Raw genomic sequence first — 17,115 nt, forward strand, 5'->3', positions numbered from 1 at the left:
ATCATCGGGTCGCATTCGCCGAAAAGGAGGAAAGGAAAAAGACACAAGCACAGATTGGCAATACGCCCCGAAGGCAACGCTGTGTTTGAACCATCTGCTAAGCAATTCTGTGGCGCAGAACTTCCTGAGATACCATTTGCCGGACACATAACCGCAAACGGTACGCAACCTAAAACAGATAGCTGTCGCGCTTTTTGCGCATATTGAATTGAAATGAAGGTAGTGTGATGAATATGCAGAGTGTACGTCCAACATCCCGCACAACGTGCCGGGCCTGTAAATCAGAAAATCTGATGCTGGTATTGCCGATGGGCAATCACCCTCCGGCCAATATGTTCGCCAAAACGCAGGACTTGTCGGAACCGCAACCCGCATTTCCGCTGAACACGCAGGCCTGTCTGGACTGTGGCTTGATACAGGTCGCCGATCAGGTTCCGGCTGATTTCTTCACCGATTACCTCTACGTGCCGTCTGGCGCGGCCACGATGCATACCCATTTCGCAGGGCTCGCCCAAGTGGCGGTTGATCGTGCGCAAGGCGGTATGATCGTGGATATCGGCTGTAACGACGGGCTTATGCTGTCCCACGCAAACGGGCTGGGTGGCAAATGTCTGGGGATCGATCCGGCGGCGAACCTTGCCAAAATCGCGAATGAGCGTGGCGTGCGGGTCCATGTTGATTTCTTTAACCCGGAAACCGCCAAGACTGTGCGCGAACAGGAAGGCCCTGCAAGCGTCATCACGACAACAAATACCTTTAACCATATCGACGACCTGCACGGTTTCACCGCCGGTGTCCTTGATCTTTTGACCGACGATGGTGTGTTCATCATCGAGGTGCCTTGGGGCAAGGCCATTCTGGAAACCAATGAATTCGACAACGTGTATCACGAGCACGTCTCGGAACTGAGCTTGTTGTCCATCGTCAAGCTTGGGGAAGCGGTGGGTCTGGACGTTGTCGACGTGACCAAACTGCCGGTCCACGGCGGTTCGATGCGGGTGTTCATGCAGCGCGCGACTTTGAACAAAACGCCTGCGCCCATCGTGGCCGAAATGCTGGCCGACGAAGCGGCGGCAGGTATGACCGACCGCGCCAGTTACGAAGAGTTCGCCGACCGCGTGCACGAGCTGCGCGACAGCCTGCTGAAAATTCTGGCCGACCTGAAAGCCGACGGCAAGACAGTCGCAGGCTACGGCGCACCGGCCAAAGGCAACACACTGTTGAACTATTTCGACATCGGGGTTGAGACGCTTGATTTCCTGGTCGACCGCAACCCGCTGAAGCAGGGGCTGTATTCGCCCGGCAAGCTGATCCCGGTTCTGCCGCCCGAAGCGGTTTTTGAGCGCAAGCCCGATTACCTGCTGGTGCTGGCCTGGAACTTCTTTGACGAGATCCGCGAACAAATGGCCGAGTTCGAAGCTCAGGGCGGAAAATTCATCGTCCCGCTGCCAATGCCGGTTATCCTTCCCTGAGGATCCGGCGATGGCACGTGTCCTCATAACAGGCGCATCAGGGTTCATCGGATCGCACCTCACTCGGGCCTGTCTGGACCGGGGGGACGAGGTTGCGATCCTGACACGGCCGGGATCATCGCTCGGCCGTCTCGGGACTGCTGTGTCAGACGTTGCGACGTATCGCTGCGCCTATTCTGACGAGCACGCGCTGCGCGACTGCTTTCAGGATTTTGCTCCGGACACGGTGTTTCACACAGCGGCACGAACACGGTTTTCGAACGCGCCAGACCTTTCGGACTTGGATCACAGCATCGACGAAAACCTCAAGAGTTTGACCCGTCTGATCAAGGCGGCCGCGACCTGCGCGTCGCCGCCTCGGGCCTTTGTCCGAACCGGTACCATCGCAGAATACGGTGATGTGCCCTTGCCTTTTGCAGAAACAGAGCGGGAACATCCTATAAACGCGTACGGAACATCTCTACTAGCGGGCACGAAATACCTTGAGATGGCGGCGTCCAGATTGCCCTTTGTCGCCGTGACCGCACGTCTGGCGTTGACCTATGGGCCGGGACAATCAGAAGATTTTCTGATCCCTCAGGTTATTGAAAACCTGCTCAGCAACAGACCCGTTCACCTTCGGCGGCCCCATGACAGGCGGGATCTAATCCATGTGGATGACGTCGTTCAGGGCCTGACAGAAATTGCAGACGCCCCTGAAAAGGCGGGCCCGGTCATCAACCTGTGCACGGGCCATGCGCCCGAAATGTCCGAGGTGGTTCAGCATCTAAGATCTTTGGCCGGAGCCGGTGAAAGCATGCTAAAATGCGATGCACCGGTTGATGAGCCAAATGTCCTGTTGCCCGACGCAAGCCAGATGAAGGCGCGATATGGTTGGCAACCCGCGATTTCACTGTTGGACGGCCTGACACGCACTTTTCAATGGGCAAAGCAGTTTAAAGCATCATCAGCGACGGCGGGAGCGCGCGCATGACACTGGTATCCATTCTAATTCCGGCCTTGAATGAGGAAGACAACGTCAAAACGGCCTATGACCGGGTTGTCAACGTCTTCGACAATCTGCCCGATTACGAGCCCGAGATCATCTTCACCGACAACCATTCGACGGACCGCACCTTTGACATTCTGTCCGAGATCGCAGCCGAGGATCACCGGGTCCGTGTCATCCGCTTTGCCCGAAACATGGGGTATCAATCGTCGGTTCTGACTGCGTATCGGTCTGCCAACGGCGCATGTTCGATTCAGCTGGATTGCGACATGCAGGACCCGCCCGAATTGATCCCGATGATGTTGGACTTGTGGCGGCAGGGCAATCACGTCGTCTATGGCATTCGCCGCAGCCTGCCCGACGGTCCGATTGTGGCCGCAGCCCGGCGGGGTTTCTATGCGTTGATCGACATGATCAGCAATGACGATCTGCCCAGAAACGCGGGTGAGTTCCGCCTGACGGATCGCCGCATTCTGGACGAGCTGCGCCTTGTAGACGACCGCTCGCCCTATGTGCGCGGATTGATCAGCGGCATGGGATTTCAGCAGGTCGGGTTCGAATATGATCGCGATGCCCGGACCGCAGGCGAGTCAAAATTTCCGTTCAAGGCAATGCTGTCGCTGGCCATTGACGGGTTGATCAACCATTCGCTGCTGCCGTTGCGACTGGCCTCGATGATCAGCCTGACCGTGGGCCTGATGACCTTTTTGCTGATGATGGGCTACATCATCGGAAAACTGTTCTTTGGGCAGGATTGGCCCGGCGGTTTTGCGACGACAACGATCCTGTTGCTGCTGTCGATGACCCTGAACGCCATGTTCCTTGGTATCCTGGGCGAATATATCGGCCGGATCTTCCTTCAATCCAAGGACCTGAACCGTCCGTTGATCGAGAAAGAGGTGAACGCGCCCCATCCGTTGCACACCATCCCGGACACCCAATCGCAACACGCAGATTTGCCAGATAGCGGAATAAGTGGCCGTCTGCACAACGCGGCTGAGTAATCCATCATGAAGTTGTTAATGGTTCAAGGCGGTTTTGGTGCAGGTGGGGCGGAAAAAAACATCGCGATGATCGCCGAGCATCGGTTGAGCCTTGGGGATGAGGTGCATATCGTCGGGATGGCAACCCCCGACAACAGTTCGTATTTCGACTACCCCGAGGCGACGAACCTGCATGTCATTCACCCCGGCCACGGATTCTCAAAGCTGGTGCAATTTCGGCGGTTGCTTCATATCCGGCAGACTGTGCGGCAGGTGCAACCTGATCTGATTATGTCGTTCCTGACCAAGATCAACGTGCTGACCCTGTTGGCAAACACGGGTCTGAACGTCCCCGTTTTGGTGTCAGAGCGTAACAATCCGCAAGCGCAGCACGCCCATCCGATCTGGTTGAAAGGGTTCAATACGCTGGCCCGCTCGGCCACGGCCATCGTGATGCAAACCGAACGCGCCCGTCAGGATTTACCTGACGCTTTGGCGAACCACACACATGTCATTCCCAATCCTTGCGCGCCTTTTTCGGATGTCACGTTGGGGGAGGGGGCCGCAAACATGGTCGCCGTGGGCCGGTTGGAATGGCAAAAGGGGTTTGACCTGTTGCTGGATGCCATGCCCGAAATCATCAGCCGGGTGCCTGACGCCAAATTGACGATTTTTGGCGATGGCCCAAAACGCGATGAGCTTGAGCGTCAGGTTCAACGGCTGGGTCTGACCGACCGTGTTCAATTGCCCGGATCAAGCGCGCGACCCGGCGCGTGGATGCAGGACGCAGATGTGCTGGTGTTCCCGTCGCGGTTCGAAGGGTTTCCCAATGTGGTTGCCGAGGCAACCGTTTCCGGCTTGCCGGTTGTGGCCTTCGATTGCGCCTACGGCCCGCGAGAGATTGTCCGGGACGGAGAGAACGGTATCCTCGTTGCTCCGGAGGACACTCCGGCGTTGGCGAACGCAGTGGCAGGGCTGCTGACGGACAAAGACAGCCTTGCGAAAATGCGGCAATCTGCGGTGGAAAACCGGTACTGGCTGAAACCCTCTCGGGTGCTGAGTGACTGGGATCAGGTCATCGATCAAATTGTTCCAAGCCACTCGATATTTCAGGAAAACTCGATCACGTCCGGCAACTGATCGAAGTCAATGATCCTTACCTGCGCGGCATGCGCCTGATCCGGTGGGTTGGGATCATGCACCGCGCCGTCTCGCAAAACCTGCACCGTTTGCCATCCCATCGCGTTCGGCGTCACAAAGTCTTTGGCCGGATTATCCGCGACATAGACCATTTTTGACCCGCCGGGGGCCAGGCTTTCCATTTCTTCAAATGCGCGGGGATGCGGTTTGCCAAACCCCTCGGGCCATGCGCCGGTGGGGCGAATATGTGCGATGTGCTTTTCCAACCCCAGCGCGGCGATCTTGTTGCGCTGCATCCGTTCCGGCCCATCGGTAATCAACCCCATCGGATGGCTTGCGGCATTCAGAAACCGATCCGCGTCCGGGCTGAGCTGAATTTTTGGAACGTGAAGCCGGTATTCCTGCACCAGCCGACCAATGAAGTCCTGAGTGTCTGGTAGCCCAAGCAACGCACAGGCGGTATTGAAGATTTTCCGCCTGTCTCCGTTTTCAAAAGTGTTCTGGCAGGCGGGTGCAAATCCTGAAACGCCGTAATGTTCTGCGACCCAACGTTCGAGATGCGCAAACCCGCTGAACGCAAAATCGCGTTCAAGATACAGGGTATCGTCCAGATCAAAAACCAGCATCAATCGATATACACGGCGCTGTCATATCGCATCATGCGGACCCCGTCGCGCCAATCGTTATGGGGGGACGATGGCAATCCGCCCACCTCTTCCAGCAGCCATTGCGCAAACGGCGCGCCTGCATGGTCTGCCAGCGGGTATCCACCCCCAAAACGCGCGTTTATTTCGATGACGCATGGCCCCAGTTTCGGGTCGTCAATGATCTGAAAGCACGCCACCCCTCGCAGGTCGGGCAGCGCGTGCACAATACCCTCGGCAATTTTGTGCAGGTCAGCGCGGCGTTCCGTGCGGCCCTTTTCGACCTCGCCCGCCCTGATCTGGATCCGTTTGTGCGGTATCACTGTTTGCAAGCGGCCTTCCTGATCGACAAACATGTTAATCGTGTATTCCGGTCCGCTCAGATTATCCTGAAAGATCATGGGTTCGGGGAAAACGGCGGGCACTTCGTCTATTGAATTGAAAACCTGAAGCCCGCGGCTGGCGCTGCCACCGCTTGGTTTCGCGAAAGCTGGCCAGGACACACCGTCTGGATTTTCAAGAATTCCCGCGTGATCCAATGTGCGCGGAACGGGCACTCCGGCCGCTGCCAGAACGGCAGAGGTTTGATGCTTGTCCCGAACAACCTCGATCACATTCGGGGGCGAGACATGGACATGCGCGCCTGCGGCGGCGAATTCGTCCAGCGCCACGGACAGGGGCAACAGTTCGGGATCAATCGTGGGGACCACCAGATCCACACCATGATCGCGCACGATCTGTAAAACAGCAGGGATGTAACCGAGATCGTCGGTTCTTGGCACTGCAAATGCCTGATCAGCCAAAGTGCAGGCGGCGCTTTCATCCGGGTTCAAATCACATGCAAGAATTTCGAGATCACACTCAAGGCGTTCGGCGGCCGCACGAAAGCAGTTCAGCAATCCAACGCGACGACCAGCGGAACAAAGAAGAAGTTTCAAGGCGCGACGAGCCATGTTTACCTATAAAATATCAAACAACTACGCAGACCTACAGTTACATGGTTAAGGTAATTCTGTGAACGCTCATCGCGCCGTTGAGGCGAAATATTTTGCGCCCGTGCGGTTGTGATCAACCGTCGAAACATCCCGCCACCCTACCGGCATGTACCGAACCGGCCAATAGGTTCGGATGACCGCGAAACATAGTGCAGATCGGCCAAAGAACCGACTTAAATGCGCACATAAACAAGCACTTGACTAGAATTTTACCGTTTCTACGGGATTCCCCTAATTCTCGTGCAGGGTTTATCTGTGTAAATTGAGGCCAACAAAGTTTTACAACCGGTGAGGCCGCAAGGCTAAATCACTCACTCGTTGAATGGCCAGCATTTGGGGTGCTGGCCATTTGCTTTTCCAGCACCAAAAACACGCATTTCTGGCTTTTGTATACTTGCCTGCGCAGGAAGGCACGCAAGGTCGCTGGGGTTGGCTGTGACCATCCACTTGCACGATCCGAATGGCCTGGAACTCGGCGGGCACGACCGGGATTCCAAAACAAAAAAAGGGCCGGTCTCAGGACCGGCCCAGTGAGTTCAGCTGAACCGAGGGATCAGTTCGAAGCTGCGTTCAGTTTTTCGTTCTGCTCGCGCAGCGAGTCCGAAATGATTGCGTACCATTCGCCGGACTCGCGCATTTCGTTCAGACCCTTGTTCATCATCGCGATGTATTCGCGCGCGAACGGGTTGGTGCGGTGCGCCAGGAAGCTCATCGACGACAGGGTCGAAACATATGGGTTTTCGATGATGTCAGCCGAGGTCAGGCCCATGTCGTTCATGGTGGATGCAAACAGATCAACTTCGAACGCCGCCACATCCGCGGTGCCGGTCAGAACCGCATCCAGACATTCACGCGCAGAGCTGGGCTGAACGACGGTTGTGTTCTCACGGTTCAAGCCAACTTCTTCCAGAACAACCATGCTCCAACCCGCCATCCGGCAAATGGTGGACCCTTCAAGATCGCTGAAATCCGTTGCGCTTGCATACTGGCTTTCAGGCAGAGTGAAGAAGCCGCCGACGACGTCGTAGACCGGAACCGACGCAACAAACTGGGTGCAGCGCGCCGTTGTTTCAGCCGACCATTCGTATGTGCGGTTTGTGCAATCCGGAACGGTCCAGGCGATCGAGATATCAAATGCCCCAAGCGGCAACAGGGTCTCCAAGTGCGAGCTCCAGTCGTCTACGAAGCTGACCGAATAATCGCGGCTGTTGCCAGCCCGCTGCAGGCTGGTGGTTGCCAGACGGGTCATGATGCCGCCGCCGCTCAGCGCCTCGGTTGTGAACGGCTCCCAGCCGTTACCAGCAACCATTTTGATCGGCGGGGCGTAGACGTTAGAACGCTTGACGCTGGCCGCACGCTGTTCTTCCGCTGCGATGATTTCCTGCGCCGATTGGCCGTTTGGCAGGCTGCCATCTTCACAGGGCAGAGCAAGAACCAGGCCGGGCTCAAGCGCGTTGGGGTTGTTGATGATGTTGCGGTTCGCGTTGAAGATCGGCTGATAGTTCGAGGTGCCATAGGCGGCAATCGCGATGGTCGCCATCGTGTCGCCGTCTGCAACGGTGTAGTTGGTGCAGGCCTCTTGCGCAGCGGCGGCACCCGCGCTGAGCGCGGTAACGGCGCCGGCCGACATTACAACTTTCTTCAGATTAAATTCAAACATGTCCACTTCCTCCAGACTATTCGTTTGTCAGGCCATTTGGGGCCTTAGCCATTTTCCATTTGATGCCGCAGTGCAGACGACACGATGTCGCGCCATTCGCCGGATTGCTGCATGATTGTCAGACCCTGATTCAGCGTCTCAAGGATCGCTTCCCCATCAGGATTATCTTTGTGGGTCATGACGTTAAGCGACTTGATCGCCGCAAGGTTGGGGTTTTCGATGATGCGATGCTCGTAGCCCAGCCGCGAGATTGCCTCGACCGCCAGATGGGCTTCGATTGCGACGATATCCGCGCGCCCTTCGATGACCGCGTGAAAACAGTCATCCGGCGAAACGGGACGCATCAGGCTGATGACCGGCTCGTACAGACTGACGGCATCCATATGCGACAGCGACCAGCCTTCGGGGCGGCAGATGGTCGTGCCCGCGAAATCGGAATAGGTCAGCGTTTGTTCGTAGCCCGATCCTTCAAGGGCAAAGAACGTATCCACAACTTCGTAGAACGGGTTCGAGAAATTGTAGGTTTCACAGCGTTCACGGTCGCTTTCAGACAGGGCTGCCGCCTCTTCGCAATTGGGGCGCGACCATGGGAAGGTTCCGTCAAAGGCCAGCGTTGGCATCAGCAGGTCCAGATGCGAGGACCAGTCGTTGACGAACTGAATTTTATACGCCTGCTCGGGCGCGGCGCGCAGCATCGCAGTTTCGACCAGACGAGTGTAAAGCCCACGGTTCGGCAATTCCTCGTCGGTGAACGGCGCGTAGTTGCCGCCTGTGATCAGCAGAATCTGCCTGTCGCGGATCTCGGGGCGGTCGTCCGACCGGGCCTCTCGGATCAACGCGGCACCTTCGGCGCGGGCCGCTTCAATCTCTTCCACCGCCGACGCTTTGGCCGCCGAAACGGCGTCTTCGCTGGCTTTCTTGGCTTCGGCCTCGGCCGCTGCAACGCGGGCTTCGGCATCGGCAATCGCCTTCGCGGCACGCTCTTCTGCGGCTTTCACCAATTCCGATGCCATTTCGGCGGCCAGACGTTCCGCCTCGGTTTCTGGCGGCGCAACCGCACGGCCGACTTCTTCGAGGCAGGGCAGGTTCAGAACGTCACCGACACGGATGATGTTGGGGTTGGACCCGATGACATCGCGGTTTGCATCGTAAATGATGCGAAAATCCTCGGTCGAATAGACCTGGATCGTCAGCTCTCGCAGGCTGTCGCCGCGCTGAATCTCGTAGGTCGAACATGCCTCTTGCGCCGAGGCCGCGCCGGTGGCGGCGGCAAGGGCAAGGCTTGATATGATTAGGTGCTTTCTCATGGGTCCTGTTGCTTTGCCTGTTAGGGTCGTGTCGGTTTCGCGATTGCGATTGTCAGGTTGTCCTGATCTGGATTGGCCTTGGCCAGAACGGCCCGCAGCAACGCGTCCGCAATTTCCTGTGCCAAAGCGGTTTTGTGTTCGCGCAGAACAGCTTCGATTTCGCTGTCCGAGAGGGTCTGCAACCCGTCGCTGCCAAGGATCACAACATCACCCGAGCTCAGCGTCAGCGGCGTTTCAGGGCAGTCAACCTTGGGGATCGCACCACCCATGACAACCGAGGTCAGCTGATTGCGATCCGGATGGGACTGCGCCTGCGCTTCGGTCAGCTTCCCTTCGGCCACTTGTGCATCGATCACGGGGGCCATCGAATGGTCTTCGTTGACCTGTGTCAGAACACCTTCCCGAAACAGATAAAGCGGGCTGTCACCGATTGAAATCCAGTACATCCGCTGGTCGAGGAAAAGCGCGCCCAGCAACGTTGACCCCATATTGAAGCCGCCGCCTTTTTCTTCGTTGTGGTTCGCAATCGCCGTGTTGGCCAGCATCGCAGCCAAGGGCAATGCATCAACCGCTGCGGGCTCGACCAGGGTTTCACCGCTCAGCTCCGCATCCAGCGACTCGCGCCAGGATGCGATTACCAGCTCCGAGGCGACCTCGCCCGCTTCGTGACCGCCCATGCCGTCAGCAATCACGATGTAACCCGCGTCGACCGCATCGAACATCCGCGCAGCCACGGCATCTTCCTGCGTGTCTCGCTGACCCTGGTTCAGGATCAGCGCAATATCATATGCCGGAGTCGCCAGCATCTATTACGAATCCCGCCAGTCAAAGCCGTCGTCGCAGAAGGCTGCAAACCGGATCGAGGTTTCGCTGATGCGGATCAGGTCGCCGCTGGACAGCGCCACAGTGCTCAGCACCGGCTTGCCGTTCAGGCGTACAAGGTTGGCCTTGCCGCCATGGCCCAGATAGCATTTGCGATCTTCCGGATCATAGGCAATCACCGCGTGGTTCGAGCGGGAAATCCCCGTATCGCCAAAGTCCAGCTGGATCGCCTGATCGTCGTTGCGGCCAATCTGCATCAGGCCTTCTGTCAGGGTGATGCTGGCCCCACGTCCGGGCCCCGAGGTGACAACCAGCCACCCGACAGGGAAGATCTCTTGCGGGGCCTCGGTTTTAGCCACCGGCTCAGCGGTTTCCATCAGGTCCTGAACATGCGTGTCGGCACGCTCGAACCCAAGGAACGTGGTCTTGACGCGCGAACGGCGGTCCTGTGCCGGGGCGGGCTGTGGCGCTGCCTCAACTTCCTGCGCGACTTCAGGCGTGGCTTCAGCCACCGGGGCAGGGGTTTCAACGACCGCTGCCACTGGTTCTTCCGCGACCGGTTCCTCAACGGGGGTCTGCACCGGTTCCTCAGCAATCGCTTCCGGCTCAGAGGGTGCTTCTTCGATTGGCTCAACCGCGTCTTCGGTGGTCAGACGCAGGGTCACGATCTGCTCGTCCGCGACCGGGGCGGGCGTTTCTTCCTCTGCACCCATATCAGCCGTTTCGGCCTCGTCTTCCACGAAGATCGACTGCTCAACCGGTTCCTCAACCTCTGCAGCATCTTCCTCAGCAAAGTCCGGCATCTTTTCTTCCGGCATCAATTCATCCGTTTCCTCATAGGATTCGGATGACATATTCCCGCCAGCCAGCGCCGCGCGCAGGGCGTTGAAATCTGCGATGGGCTGTTCCTGCTTTTCCTCGATGGGATCTTCGCTGGCCACCGCTGACGTGGTTTCCGTGGTTTCGTCTTCTTTGGCTTTGCCGGCGCCTTCGAGAAGCCGGCTAAGAGGGCTTTTGTATTTGAACATGGCGTCGACACCTTCAATCTCTTGGCACGCAACATGTGTGCCGGGGCCTGCAACATACCTCTGCGCAAGACAGCACAGCGGCGTTCATCATATTGAAAAACCTGGAAAACTCTTACCTTCTGCGGCGGGCCGGTCCCCGTCAGGATGGCCTGAAACGCGGCCATCCTCAGCAAATACACACTGGCAGATCACATTCGAACCGGTCAGATCACTCCTGCGATAGCGGCATCACAGCGGCCGTTTCACTTCCGTTCCGTGTCACAGTGAAACGGGCCTGGGATTTTTCTTCGGCAACAAGCGCGGCCAGCAACTCGTCCAGGCTCTCCGAACCATTGAGTGCGACACCACCCTGCGCCTCGCTCAGCAGAACATCGCCTTTCTGCAGGTCGCCCGCAGTCTCGGCTGGAACGTCTGACACAACGGTCTGCCAACTCTCGTCACCCGTGCTGCGGATTGTGAACATATAGCCGTTCTCCAATCCGACCGAGCGGATGGCGGGCAGGGCCAACAAACCGTTCTGCGCCCGTGTTTCACCCAAGGGGCGATACCGGGCCGCAACACGGATATAGCCGTCCGGGTCAACATTGAGGTTGTCGAGAACATGCGTTGCAAAGGACGCATCACCCCGAACCGGGCTGCCATTGAGCGTAAAGATCGTCGAACCGCGCTGAACCCAATCACCGATGACCGACATGTCCTGATTCTGATCAACGCTGGTTATCGAAAACGTATGCCCGGTCGACGCGCGACGGCGCGAGATCGAGAAAGGAATATCCACATCCCAATGCGAGAACGCGATCTGGTTCTCGGCCAGATCCACCGGACCAGCCGGTTCCGCAACAGCGGTCTCGGCGGGGGCCGGATCATCGACCGCCGCGTCCGGTTCTGCGGCGGCTGCTTCTGTGGCAGCCGCTTCCGCAGCGTCGGAACTTGCCTGCTCGACAGGCGGCTCTGAAATTTCTTCTGGTGTGGGTGCGGCCACCGTTTCGGAGGCGGCTTCGGGTGTGTCTACAACCGTTTCCTCGGCGGGTTCAGACTCAACCACTGCTGGCTGTGTATCTGTGGCAACCGCAGACGCAGTTTGCGTGTCATCCGCTTTGTCGCCACCCGACAAGACAAAGAAGCCACCAGCGGCAACTGCCAATGCAACCACAGCCACACCGGCCAACAGCTTGCCACTGCCGCCAGACCCGCTCTGAACCACGGTGTCCACCGCGACCGGAGTGTCTTCTTTTGCGGCGAACTTGGCCCGTTCATCGTCTTTTTTGTCTTCGTTCCCCAGCGCAATATCGGCATTCCCAGCCAGCAGCGCCGTCACGACCGCTTCGGCATTTTCGGTCTCGGCCTTGATCCGGGCTTTTTCCGCCTCTTTATCCGTGCGATCCATCCCGACGATGACCGAAACCGGGCGGTAGGCAAATGTATCGAACATCACACCGGGGCCACGGAACATCCGCAACCAGTCCAGCGCGCTTTGCAGGCGGTCGGTGGCGTGAACCTCCATCGCCTTGTCGATTGCCTCAAGGAACCCTTCGGGGTAGCCGTCAAACCGACCGGCCAGCGGCGCGTAGGGATCATCCTGCCCATTGTTGAAGGCGTTCAGGCGGGATTGGCCATCAATTGGGCGCTCTCCGCTGATCGCGTGATACAAGGTCGCGGCCAGAACATAGAGGTCACTGCTGGGGCCTTGTTCGGCCCCGCGCACGTAGAACTCGTGCGGAGAGTATCCGTCCTTAATCACCCGCAAGGTCAGCAGCGCCGCGGACTTGTTGGCCGCCTGTTCCCGTGCGGCGCCAAAGTCGATCAGAACCGGGTCGCCATTTTCGTCAATCAAAATGTTGTCCGGCGAAATGTCCCGGTGCAGCATGCCGCTTTGGTGAATGAACGACACCGCCGACAGCATCTTTTCGGTCACCTGAACGATAAAGTCCGGGCCGCTTTCGTTTTCGGGGTTCTCGACGTAATCCAGCAGGTCACACCCCCGGATCAGGTCCATCGCGATATAGGCGGTGTCGTTGTCTTCGAACACCTGATGCACATCGACGATATTGGGATGCACAAGCCGCGCGTGGTTGCGGGCTTCCTGAATGAACAGGTCGATGATGGCGCGCAGGTCGTCTTTGTATGCCGGATCGTTCGGCGCCACCAGATCACCGTTACGGCGGCACAGGGCACCGGGAAAACACTCTTTGATCACCACGTCACGCTCCAGGCTGTCGCGCGCCAGATAGGTGATTCCAAATCCACCATTGCTGAGATATTTCAGGATTTCATACTGCCCGCGCAAAAGCTTTGCGCCGGGTTGAAGTCCTTCGATCTGAGGTTCGTCGTGCGATGCACCGACCGCCTGGTTGTGGCTCATTTCATTCCGCCCGTTCTACTCGTTTTGCGGTACAATAACCGGGCAAATCGCCCACGAACTCACAACCAAAAACAACCGCAGGACACTTGAGAACGGTTAGACGTTTCAAATTTGACTTTATTGGGGCCGCCTGATGGCTTCACTATGGATCGTTTTTGCGTGATATCTATATTTAGATGCCGCACTATCCCCCAACACAATATGTTGCCTCTATGGCTAAGAAACATGAAAACTGACGCCCCGATTTGAGACGCTTGGTCTACGATTTCGAAACAATTAAGAATCGGTTTTCGCTGTTTTCGAATCGCCGCAATGCAGCTCAATCTATGCGAGAACGGCTCAGGTGCCGGTTTTTGGCTGCGCCGCAGCAACCGTGCTACCAGCCCAGGCGAGGTTATCGCCCAGCTGCACCAGAATGCTGATCGCATCCTTCAACGGCGCATCACCGCTTTCGAATTGCAGCAACAGCAGCAGGTCCGTGGCCTTTTCGAATTCGGCCGGAATCCAGTCAGCCTCGGGGTCGATTTCACCGCCTTGCTCCAGCCGTTCGGCGAAATCTTCGACGATTTCCTGACAGCTTTGCAGAAAGGCCGCAGGTTCAATCGATGAGGACTCGCGCAGGTCTTCATAAATGCTGGCAATTGCCGCCAGCCAATCTTCAAGAATCGGATTGTTCAAGGGCGGCAGGGCAGAGCCCAGCGTCGCTTGCATCGATGGCGCGTCTGACTGTTCAGGCTCGGCATCAGGGCCTTGCAGGGCTTCGAGATAAGGCAGGAAGTCCCGTTTCAGATCGTCGCGCGCAGCGTTCAGGTCGTGTTTGCGTCGGTCCGAGGCAGCCTCGAGAACCTGTTCGGCCAGATTCTGACCACCACAGGTTTCCCACAGGTCAAAGTCCGGCTCGGGCTCCTGCGCCATGGCGCGGACCGCGACCGGGGTGCCAATCGGAACAACCGCGCGGAACAGGCCGTCCTTGTCCTTGTTCAACCGCGCCAAAACCCGGTCCAGCGCGTCGCGCACGGGCGGCAGGTCGGCATGGGTCACGGCAAGCAGGCTGTTGTCGCGCAGCTCGGCGGGAACCTGTGCCCACAAATGGCGCTCGGTCTCGCGCCAGGCGTTGGTTCCGTTGGTGCACCAGATCGCGCAGTCCACGAATTTCAGCAATTCGAGCGTTTGCTTGTACGTATCGTCCAACGCGCCCGATCCGGGCAGATCAAACAGTGAGATTTCCTTTAGGGCAGGGGTGTTCAGCCCAACCGAGATGAAATCAGGCTCATCCGCTGCCGCCTTTTCCAGCGCGATGCCGGAGTAGGTTTTGGGCTGCCTGTCCCACCATCCAACGGTTGTCTCGGGCACGTCCGCATAGGCAACGATCACCAGCGGCAACTTCAGGTGCTGCGGACCCGTGGGCAGAATATCCGCCCCGGCCAGCATATTGGCGAGGCTGGATTTACCGGCCCCGAACTCTCCCGCGAAACCGATATTGACCGCATTCGACAGACGTTCTGCATGGGCCAGGGCGCGCGCGCGCATATCTTCCAGCGCGGCATCGGGCTCCATGTTTTCTGTCGCGGTCAGAAAGCGCCCAAGCTGGCGCACTTCCTGTTCGGTTCCGGGAAAGTCGATCATTCCGCAGCCTCTGCCTGTCTTTCTTCCGCATGGCCGGGTCCAAAGATGGTCTCCAGCTCATCCCTGATGCGCCGCGCCCGGTCAAAGGCTGTTTGCGCCTCGGCAACGGCATTGGTTTCGCCTGCGCCGCTTCTGTGTTCAAGATGCCCGGCCAACAGGGCCAGGTAGTGATCCAGAACGGTGTTCAGCCGTTCCAGCAAATCATCCCGCGTGGTGTCGATCAGATCGTCGCCGATCAGTTCGAACTCTTGCACAATCATCCGCTCGGCCCGTGACACCACGCTGTTGCGCGAGATCAGGCGCGACAGCCAGTTTACACGCAACTCAACCGTGATGCCACGGGTCAGCGCGGTTGTGTCCGGGCGGAACCAACGCACGGCACTGGTGTTCATGCGATTGTCGACCGGTTCCTGCCAACCGGGCAGGGCGCGCAGCGCCGCATTGCACCGCATGTCGATGGCGTAAAGCTCGCTGAGCATCCGTTGACGCACCACTTGCGAGGCCCCCTGAACCAGTTCCCGCATCCGGTCGCGCAGAGGGGTAAAGTTCAGCTCGGTATCGCCTTTGGCCAGCAAGGGTGACTTCCCCTCGGGACCACGCACAACGACCGAGACCGCCTCGGCCACGGTGTCATCCATCACGCCGCGCAAGTTCGACAGGATGTCGTCCATGTCGCGGGTAATGTCCTGTGTTTTTTCTGCGATGAGACGGCGCAGTTCGCCAAGAGTCTTGTCGTTTTCATCCGCACTGGCCGTCGCATCGCCGGTTTCGTCCTCAAGCGCGCGCAGATGCGCCTGCGAGCGTTCGAACTCGCCCTGCGCAAAGCTGTTCAGGTGCTGCCACGCCATGCGCAATTGCTCATCCCGCGGCCCGTCAATCAATGCCTGCGTCACGTGACGGCGCAGGTCCGGCAGGCCCGATGCGATCATGGCCGCAAAGCGCAAGACAGCCTCGCGACTGATCGGGCCGGGGCCTTGCTTGATCTCTTCCACCCCGTCCAGATACTGCCGCATCTGTTCGGGGTGCGCGCGCAGCCAGGCCAGAACGGCATCGTGGTTGACGCCGGTTTCATCGCCTGTCAGCGCGTAGTGCGCCCATTGTGCGCTGCCCATCAGCACATCGATATTCGAGTTTCCAAGCGCCTGTTCCAACCCGTCCAGAACGTCGGCGCGGACCTTGGTGGCATCGTCGGCACCCCCACCCAGTTCATCCACGCGGTTGATAAAGACCACGATCTGCCCAAGCTCCAAGGCCTGCATCAGGCGGAACAGTTTCAGATCGGCACGCGACAGGGCCTGATGAGCCGACAGAACCACCACAAAGAAATCGGATTCCTTGAGGTACTGGCGCGAGATTTCTTCGCGGATCAACAGCGGGTCGTTGACCCCCGGCGTGTCCGTCACCGTGAGTGGGAAAGGAAAGTGACCGATATCAAAATAAACCTCGGCCTTGCGGGTGATGTCGCTGTAAAGACCCCGGTCGCTGCCGGGATCCAGCGGGCCATCCTCGGTCGGGTCATCTCCGGCGCAGACATAGCGCGCCAGATCGTCCGAGGTCAGCTCTTCCAGATCGTGATGCTGGCCCAAAAGCTGTTCGTAGCTGTCACCCAGACGCCGCTGCGCGCGGGTTTTCATCGCCTCGACCTGCTCTTCGATCATCTCGCGCTTATAGCTGTCCTCGTCATCGGGGAACATGTTGCGCAGCTCTTCACCCTCGGCGATCAGCGATTGCCACTGGTGATTGTCGAAGAAATGAAACTCGGCCCCTTCGGTCCGGCCCGAGGGGTGGCCAAAGTGCATATCCGTGATCACCGTGGTCCACGGGTTCACATCCGAGGGCAGATATTCGGCCTGCCCGGTGAACCCGTTGATCAAACGGGATTTGCCCGCCTTGATCTGCCCGACAAAGGCAATCGACGGTTTCAGATTGGACAGATCGCCGACAATGCGCGAGATGAACTGACGGGTCTCGTCATGGCTCGTCTCATTCATGTCCTCGGCTATGCGGATTAACTCGCGACGATTGGATTCACTCATACTCGTTACCCTGATAAAACTACACGACTTGAATTATTAGAAAATTTGAATG

At 58.2% G+C, this 17,115-nt stretch carries 13 protein-coding genes; 4 read left to right on the forward strand and 9 right to left on the reverse strand.

Annotated elements, in window-relative coordinates:
- Positions 1 to 233: 233 nt before the first annotated feature.
- The 4 genes from ACR0LW_RS07535 to ACR0LW_RS07550 are packed head-to-tail and all read left to right on the forward strand — an operon-like array spanning position 234 to position 4,583.
- Entirely contained in the window at positions 234 to 1,472 is a 1,239-nt protein-coding gene (locus ACR0LW_RS07535) for a class I SAM-dependent methyltransferase (RefSeq protein WP_480626714.1), read from the forward strand.
- 10 nt (positions 1,473 to 1,482) lie between these two features.
- Complete coding sequence (locus ACR0LW_RS07540; protein WP_480882107.1) at positions 1,483 to 2,445, forward strand: NAD-dependent epimerase/dehydratase family protein; 963 nt, start codon at positions 1,483 to 1,485, stop codon at positions 2,443 to 2,445.
- Positions 2,442 to 3,464, forward strand: coding sequence for a glycosyltransferase family 2 protein (locus tag ACR0LW_RS07545; RefSeq protein ID WP_170522875.1), 1,023 nt, complete (start codon positions 2,442 to 2,444; stop codon positions 3,462 to 3,464). The genes ACR0LW_RS07540 and ACR0LW_RS07545 overlap by 4 nt, the downstream gene beginning before the upstream one ends.
- A gap of 6 nt (positions 3,465 to 3,470) precedes the next feature.
- On the forward strand, positions 3,471 to 4,583 hold the full coding sequence (locus ACR0LW_RS07550) for a glycosyltransferase family 4 protein (RefSeq protein ID WP_480882109.1): 1,113 nt from the start codon (positions 3,471 to 3,473) through the stop codon (positions 4,581 to 4,583).
- Here ACR0LW_RS07550 and ACR0LW_RS07555 read toward each other — a convergent pair.
- The 9 genes from ACR0LW_RS07555 to ACR0LW_RS07595 form a co-directional block, all read right to left on the reverse strand.
- The gene (locus ACR0LW_RS07555) at positions 4,553 to 5,209 is read right to left on the reverse strand and encodes an HAD family hydrolase (protein ID WP_480882110.1); all 657 of its coding nucleotides are present in this window, start codon (positions 5,207 to 5,209) and stop codon (positions 4,553 to 4,555) included. The genes ACR0LW_RS07550 and ACR0LW_RS07555 overlap by 31 nt on opposite strands.
- Positions 5,209 to 6,165, reverse strand: a complete 957-nt coding sequence (locus ACR0LW_RS07560) for an ATP-grasp domain-containing protein (protein ID WP_480882111.1) — start codon at positions 6,163 to 6,165, stop codon at positions 5,209 to 5,211. Before ACR0LW_RS07560 ends, ACR0LW_RS07555 begins: the two co-directional genes overlap by 1 nt.
- 610 nt (positions 6,166 to 6,775) lie before the next feature.
- Positions 6,776 to 7,882, reverse strand: coding sequence for a transporter substrate-binding domain-containing protein (locus ACR0LW_RS07565; protein ID WP_170453758.1), 1,107 nt, complete (start codon positions 7,880 to 7,882; stop codon positions 6,776 to 6,778).
- Positions 7,883 to 7,926: 44 nt separating this feature from the next.
- A complete protein-coding gene (locus tag ACR0LW_RS07570; protein ID WP_480882112.1) occupies positions 7,927 to 9,189 on the reverse strand; it encodes a type 2 periplasmic-binding domain-containing protein in 1,263 nt (420 codons plus the stop codon).
- Positions 9,190 to 9,209: 20 nt separating this feature from the next.
- Positions 9,210 to 9,995: a PP2C family protein-serine/threonine phosphatase gene (locus tag ACR0LW_RS07575; protein ID WP_480882113.1), complete on the reverse strand. Its 786-nt coding sequence runs from the start codon at positions 9,993 to 9,995 to the stop codon at positions 9,210 to 9,212.
- Between the two features lie 3 nt (positions 9,996 to 9,998).
- Positions 9,999 to 11,039: an FHA domain-containing protein gene (locus ACR0LW_RS07580; RefSeq protein ID WP_480882115.1), complete on the reverse strand. Its 1,041-nt coding sequence runs from the start codon at positions 11,037 to 11,039 to the stop codon at positions 9,999 to 10,001.
- Positions 11,040 to 11,247: 208 nt separating this feature from the next.
- On the reverse strand, positions 11,248 to 13,401 hold the full coding sequence (locus ACR0LW_RS07585; protein WP_480882116.1) for a serine/threonine-protein kinase: 2,154 nt from the start codon (positions 13,399 to 13,401) through the stop codon (positions 11,248 to 11,250).
- A gap of 339 nt (positions 13,402 to 13,740) precedes the next feature.
- Positions 13,741 to 15,027, reverse strand: coding sequence for a dynamin family protein (locus ACR0LW_RS07590; protein ID WP_480882117.1), 1,287 nt, complete (start codon positions 15,025 to 15,027; stop codon positions 13,741 to 13,743).
- Complete coding sequence (locus ACR0LW_RS07595) at positions 15,024 to 17,063, reverse strand: dynamin family protein (protein ID WP_480882118.1); 2,040 nt, start codon at positions 17,061 to 17,063, stop codon at positions 15,024 to 15,026. Before ACR0LW_RS07595 ends, ACR0LW_RS07590 begins: the two co-directional genes overlap by 4 nt.
- Positions 17,064 to 17,115: the final 52 nt, after the last annotated feature.

This window comes from Ruegeria sp. N4 (genome assembly GCF_056531425.1).

Bases quoted from the DNA above. Each gene is read 5' to 3' on its own strand.
- ACR0LW_RS07595 (WP_480882118.1), bottom strand. From the start codon at position 17,063: ATGAGTGAATCCAATCGTCGCGAGTTAATCCGCATAGCCGAGGACATG.
- ACR0LW_RS07545 (WP_170522875.1), top strand. From the start codon at position 2,442: ATGACACTGGTATCCATTCTAATTCCGGCCTTGAATGAGGAAGACAAC.
- ACR0LW_RS07585 (WP_480882116.1), bottom strand. From the start codon at position 13,401: ATGAGCCACAACCAGGCGGTCGGTGCATCGCACGACGAACCTCAGATC.
- ACR0LW_RS07550 (WP_480882109.1), top strand. From the start codon at position 3,471: ATGAAGTTGTTAATGGTTCAAGGCGGTTTTGGTGCAGGTGGGGCGGAA.
- ACR0LW_RS07565 (WP_170453758.1), bottom strand. From the start codon at position 7,882: ATGTTTGAATTTAATCTGAAGAAAGTTGTAATGTCGGCCGGCGCCGTT.
- ACR0LW_RS07580 (WP_480882115.1), bottom strand. From the start codon at position 11,039: ATGTTCAAATACAAAAGCCCTCTTAGCCGGCTTCTCGAAGGCGCCGGC.
- ACR0LW_RS07570 (WP_480882112.1), bottom strand. From the start codon at position 9,189: ATGAGAAAGCACCTAATCATATCAAGCCTTGCCCTTGCCGCCGCCACC.
- ACR0LW_RS07575 (WP_480882113.1), bottom strand. From the start codon at position 9,995: ATGCTGGCGACTCCGGCATATGATATTGCGCTGATCCTGAACCAGGGT.
- ACR0LW_RS07555 (WP_480882110.1), bottom strand. From the start codon at position 5,209: ATGCTGGTTTTTGATCTGGACGATACCCTGTATCTTGAACGCGATTTT.
- ACR0LW_RS07540 (WP_480882107.1), top strand. From the start codon at position 1,483: ATGGCACGTGTCCTCATAACAGGCGCATCAGGGTTCATCGGATCGCAC.
- ACR0LW_RS07590 (WP_480882117.1), bottom strand. From the start codon at position 15,027: ATGATCGACTTTCCCGGAACCGAACAGGAAGTGCGCCAGCTTGGGCGC.
- ACR0LW_RS07535 (WP_480626714.1), top strand. From the start codon at position 234: ATGCAGAGTGTACGTCCAACATCCCGCACAACGTGCCGGGCCTGTAAA.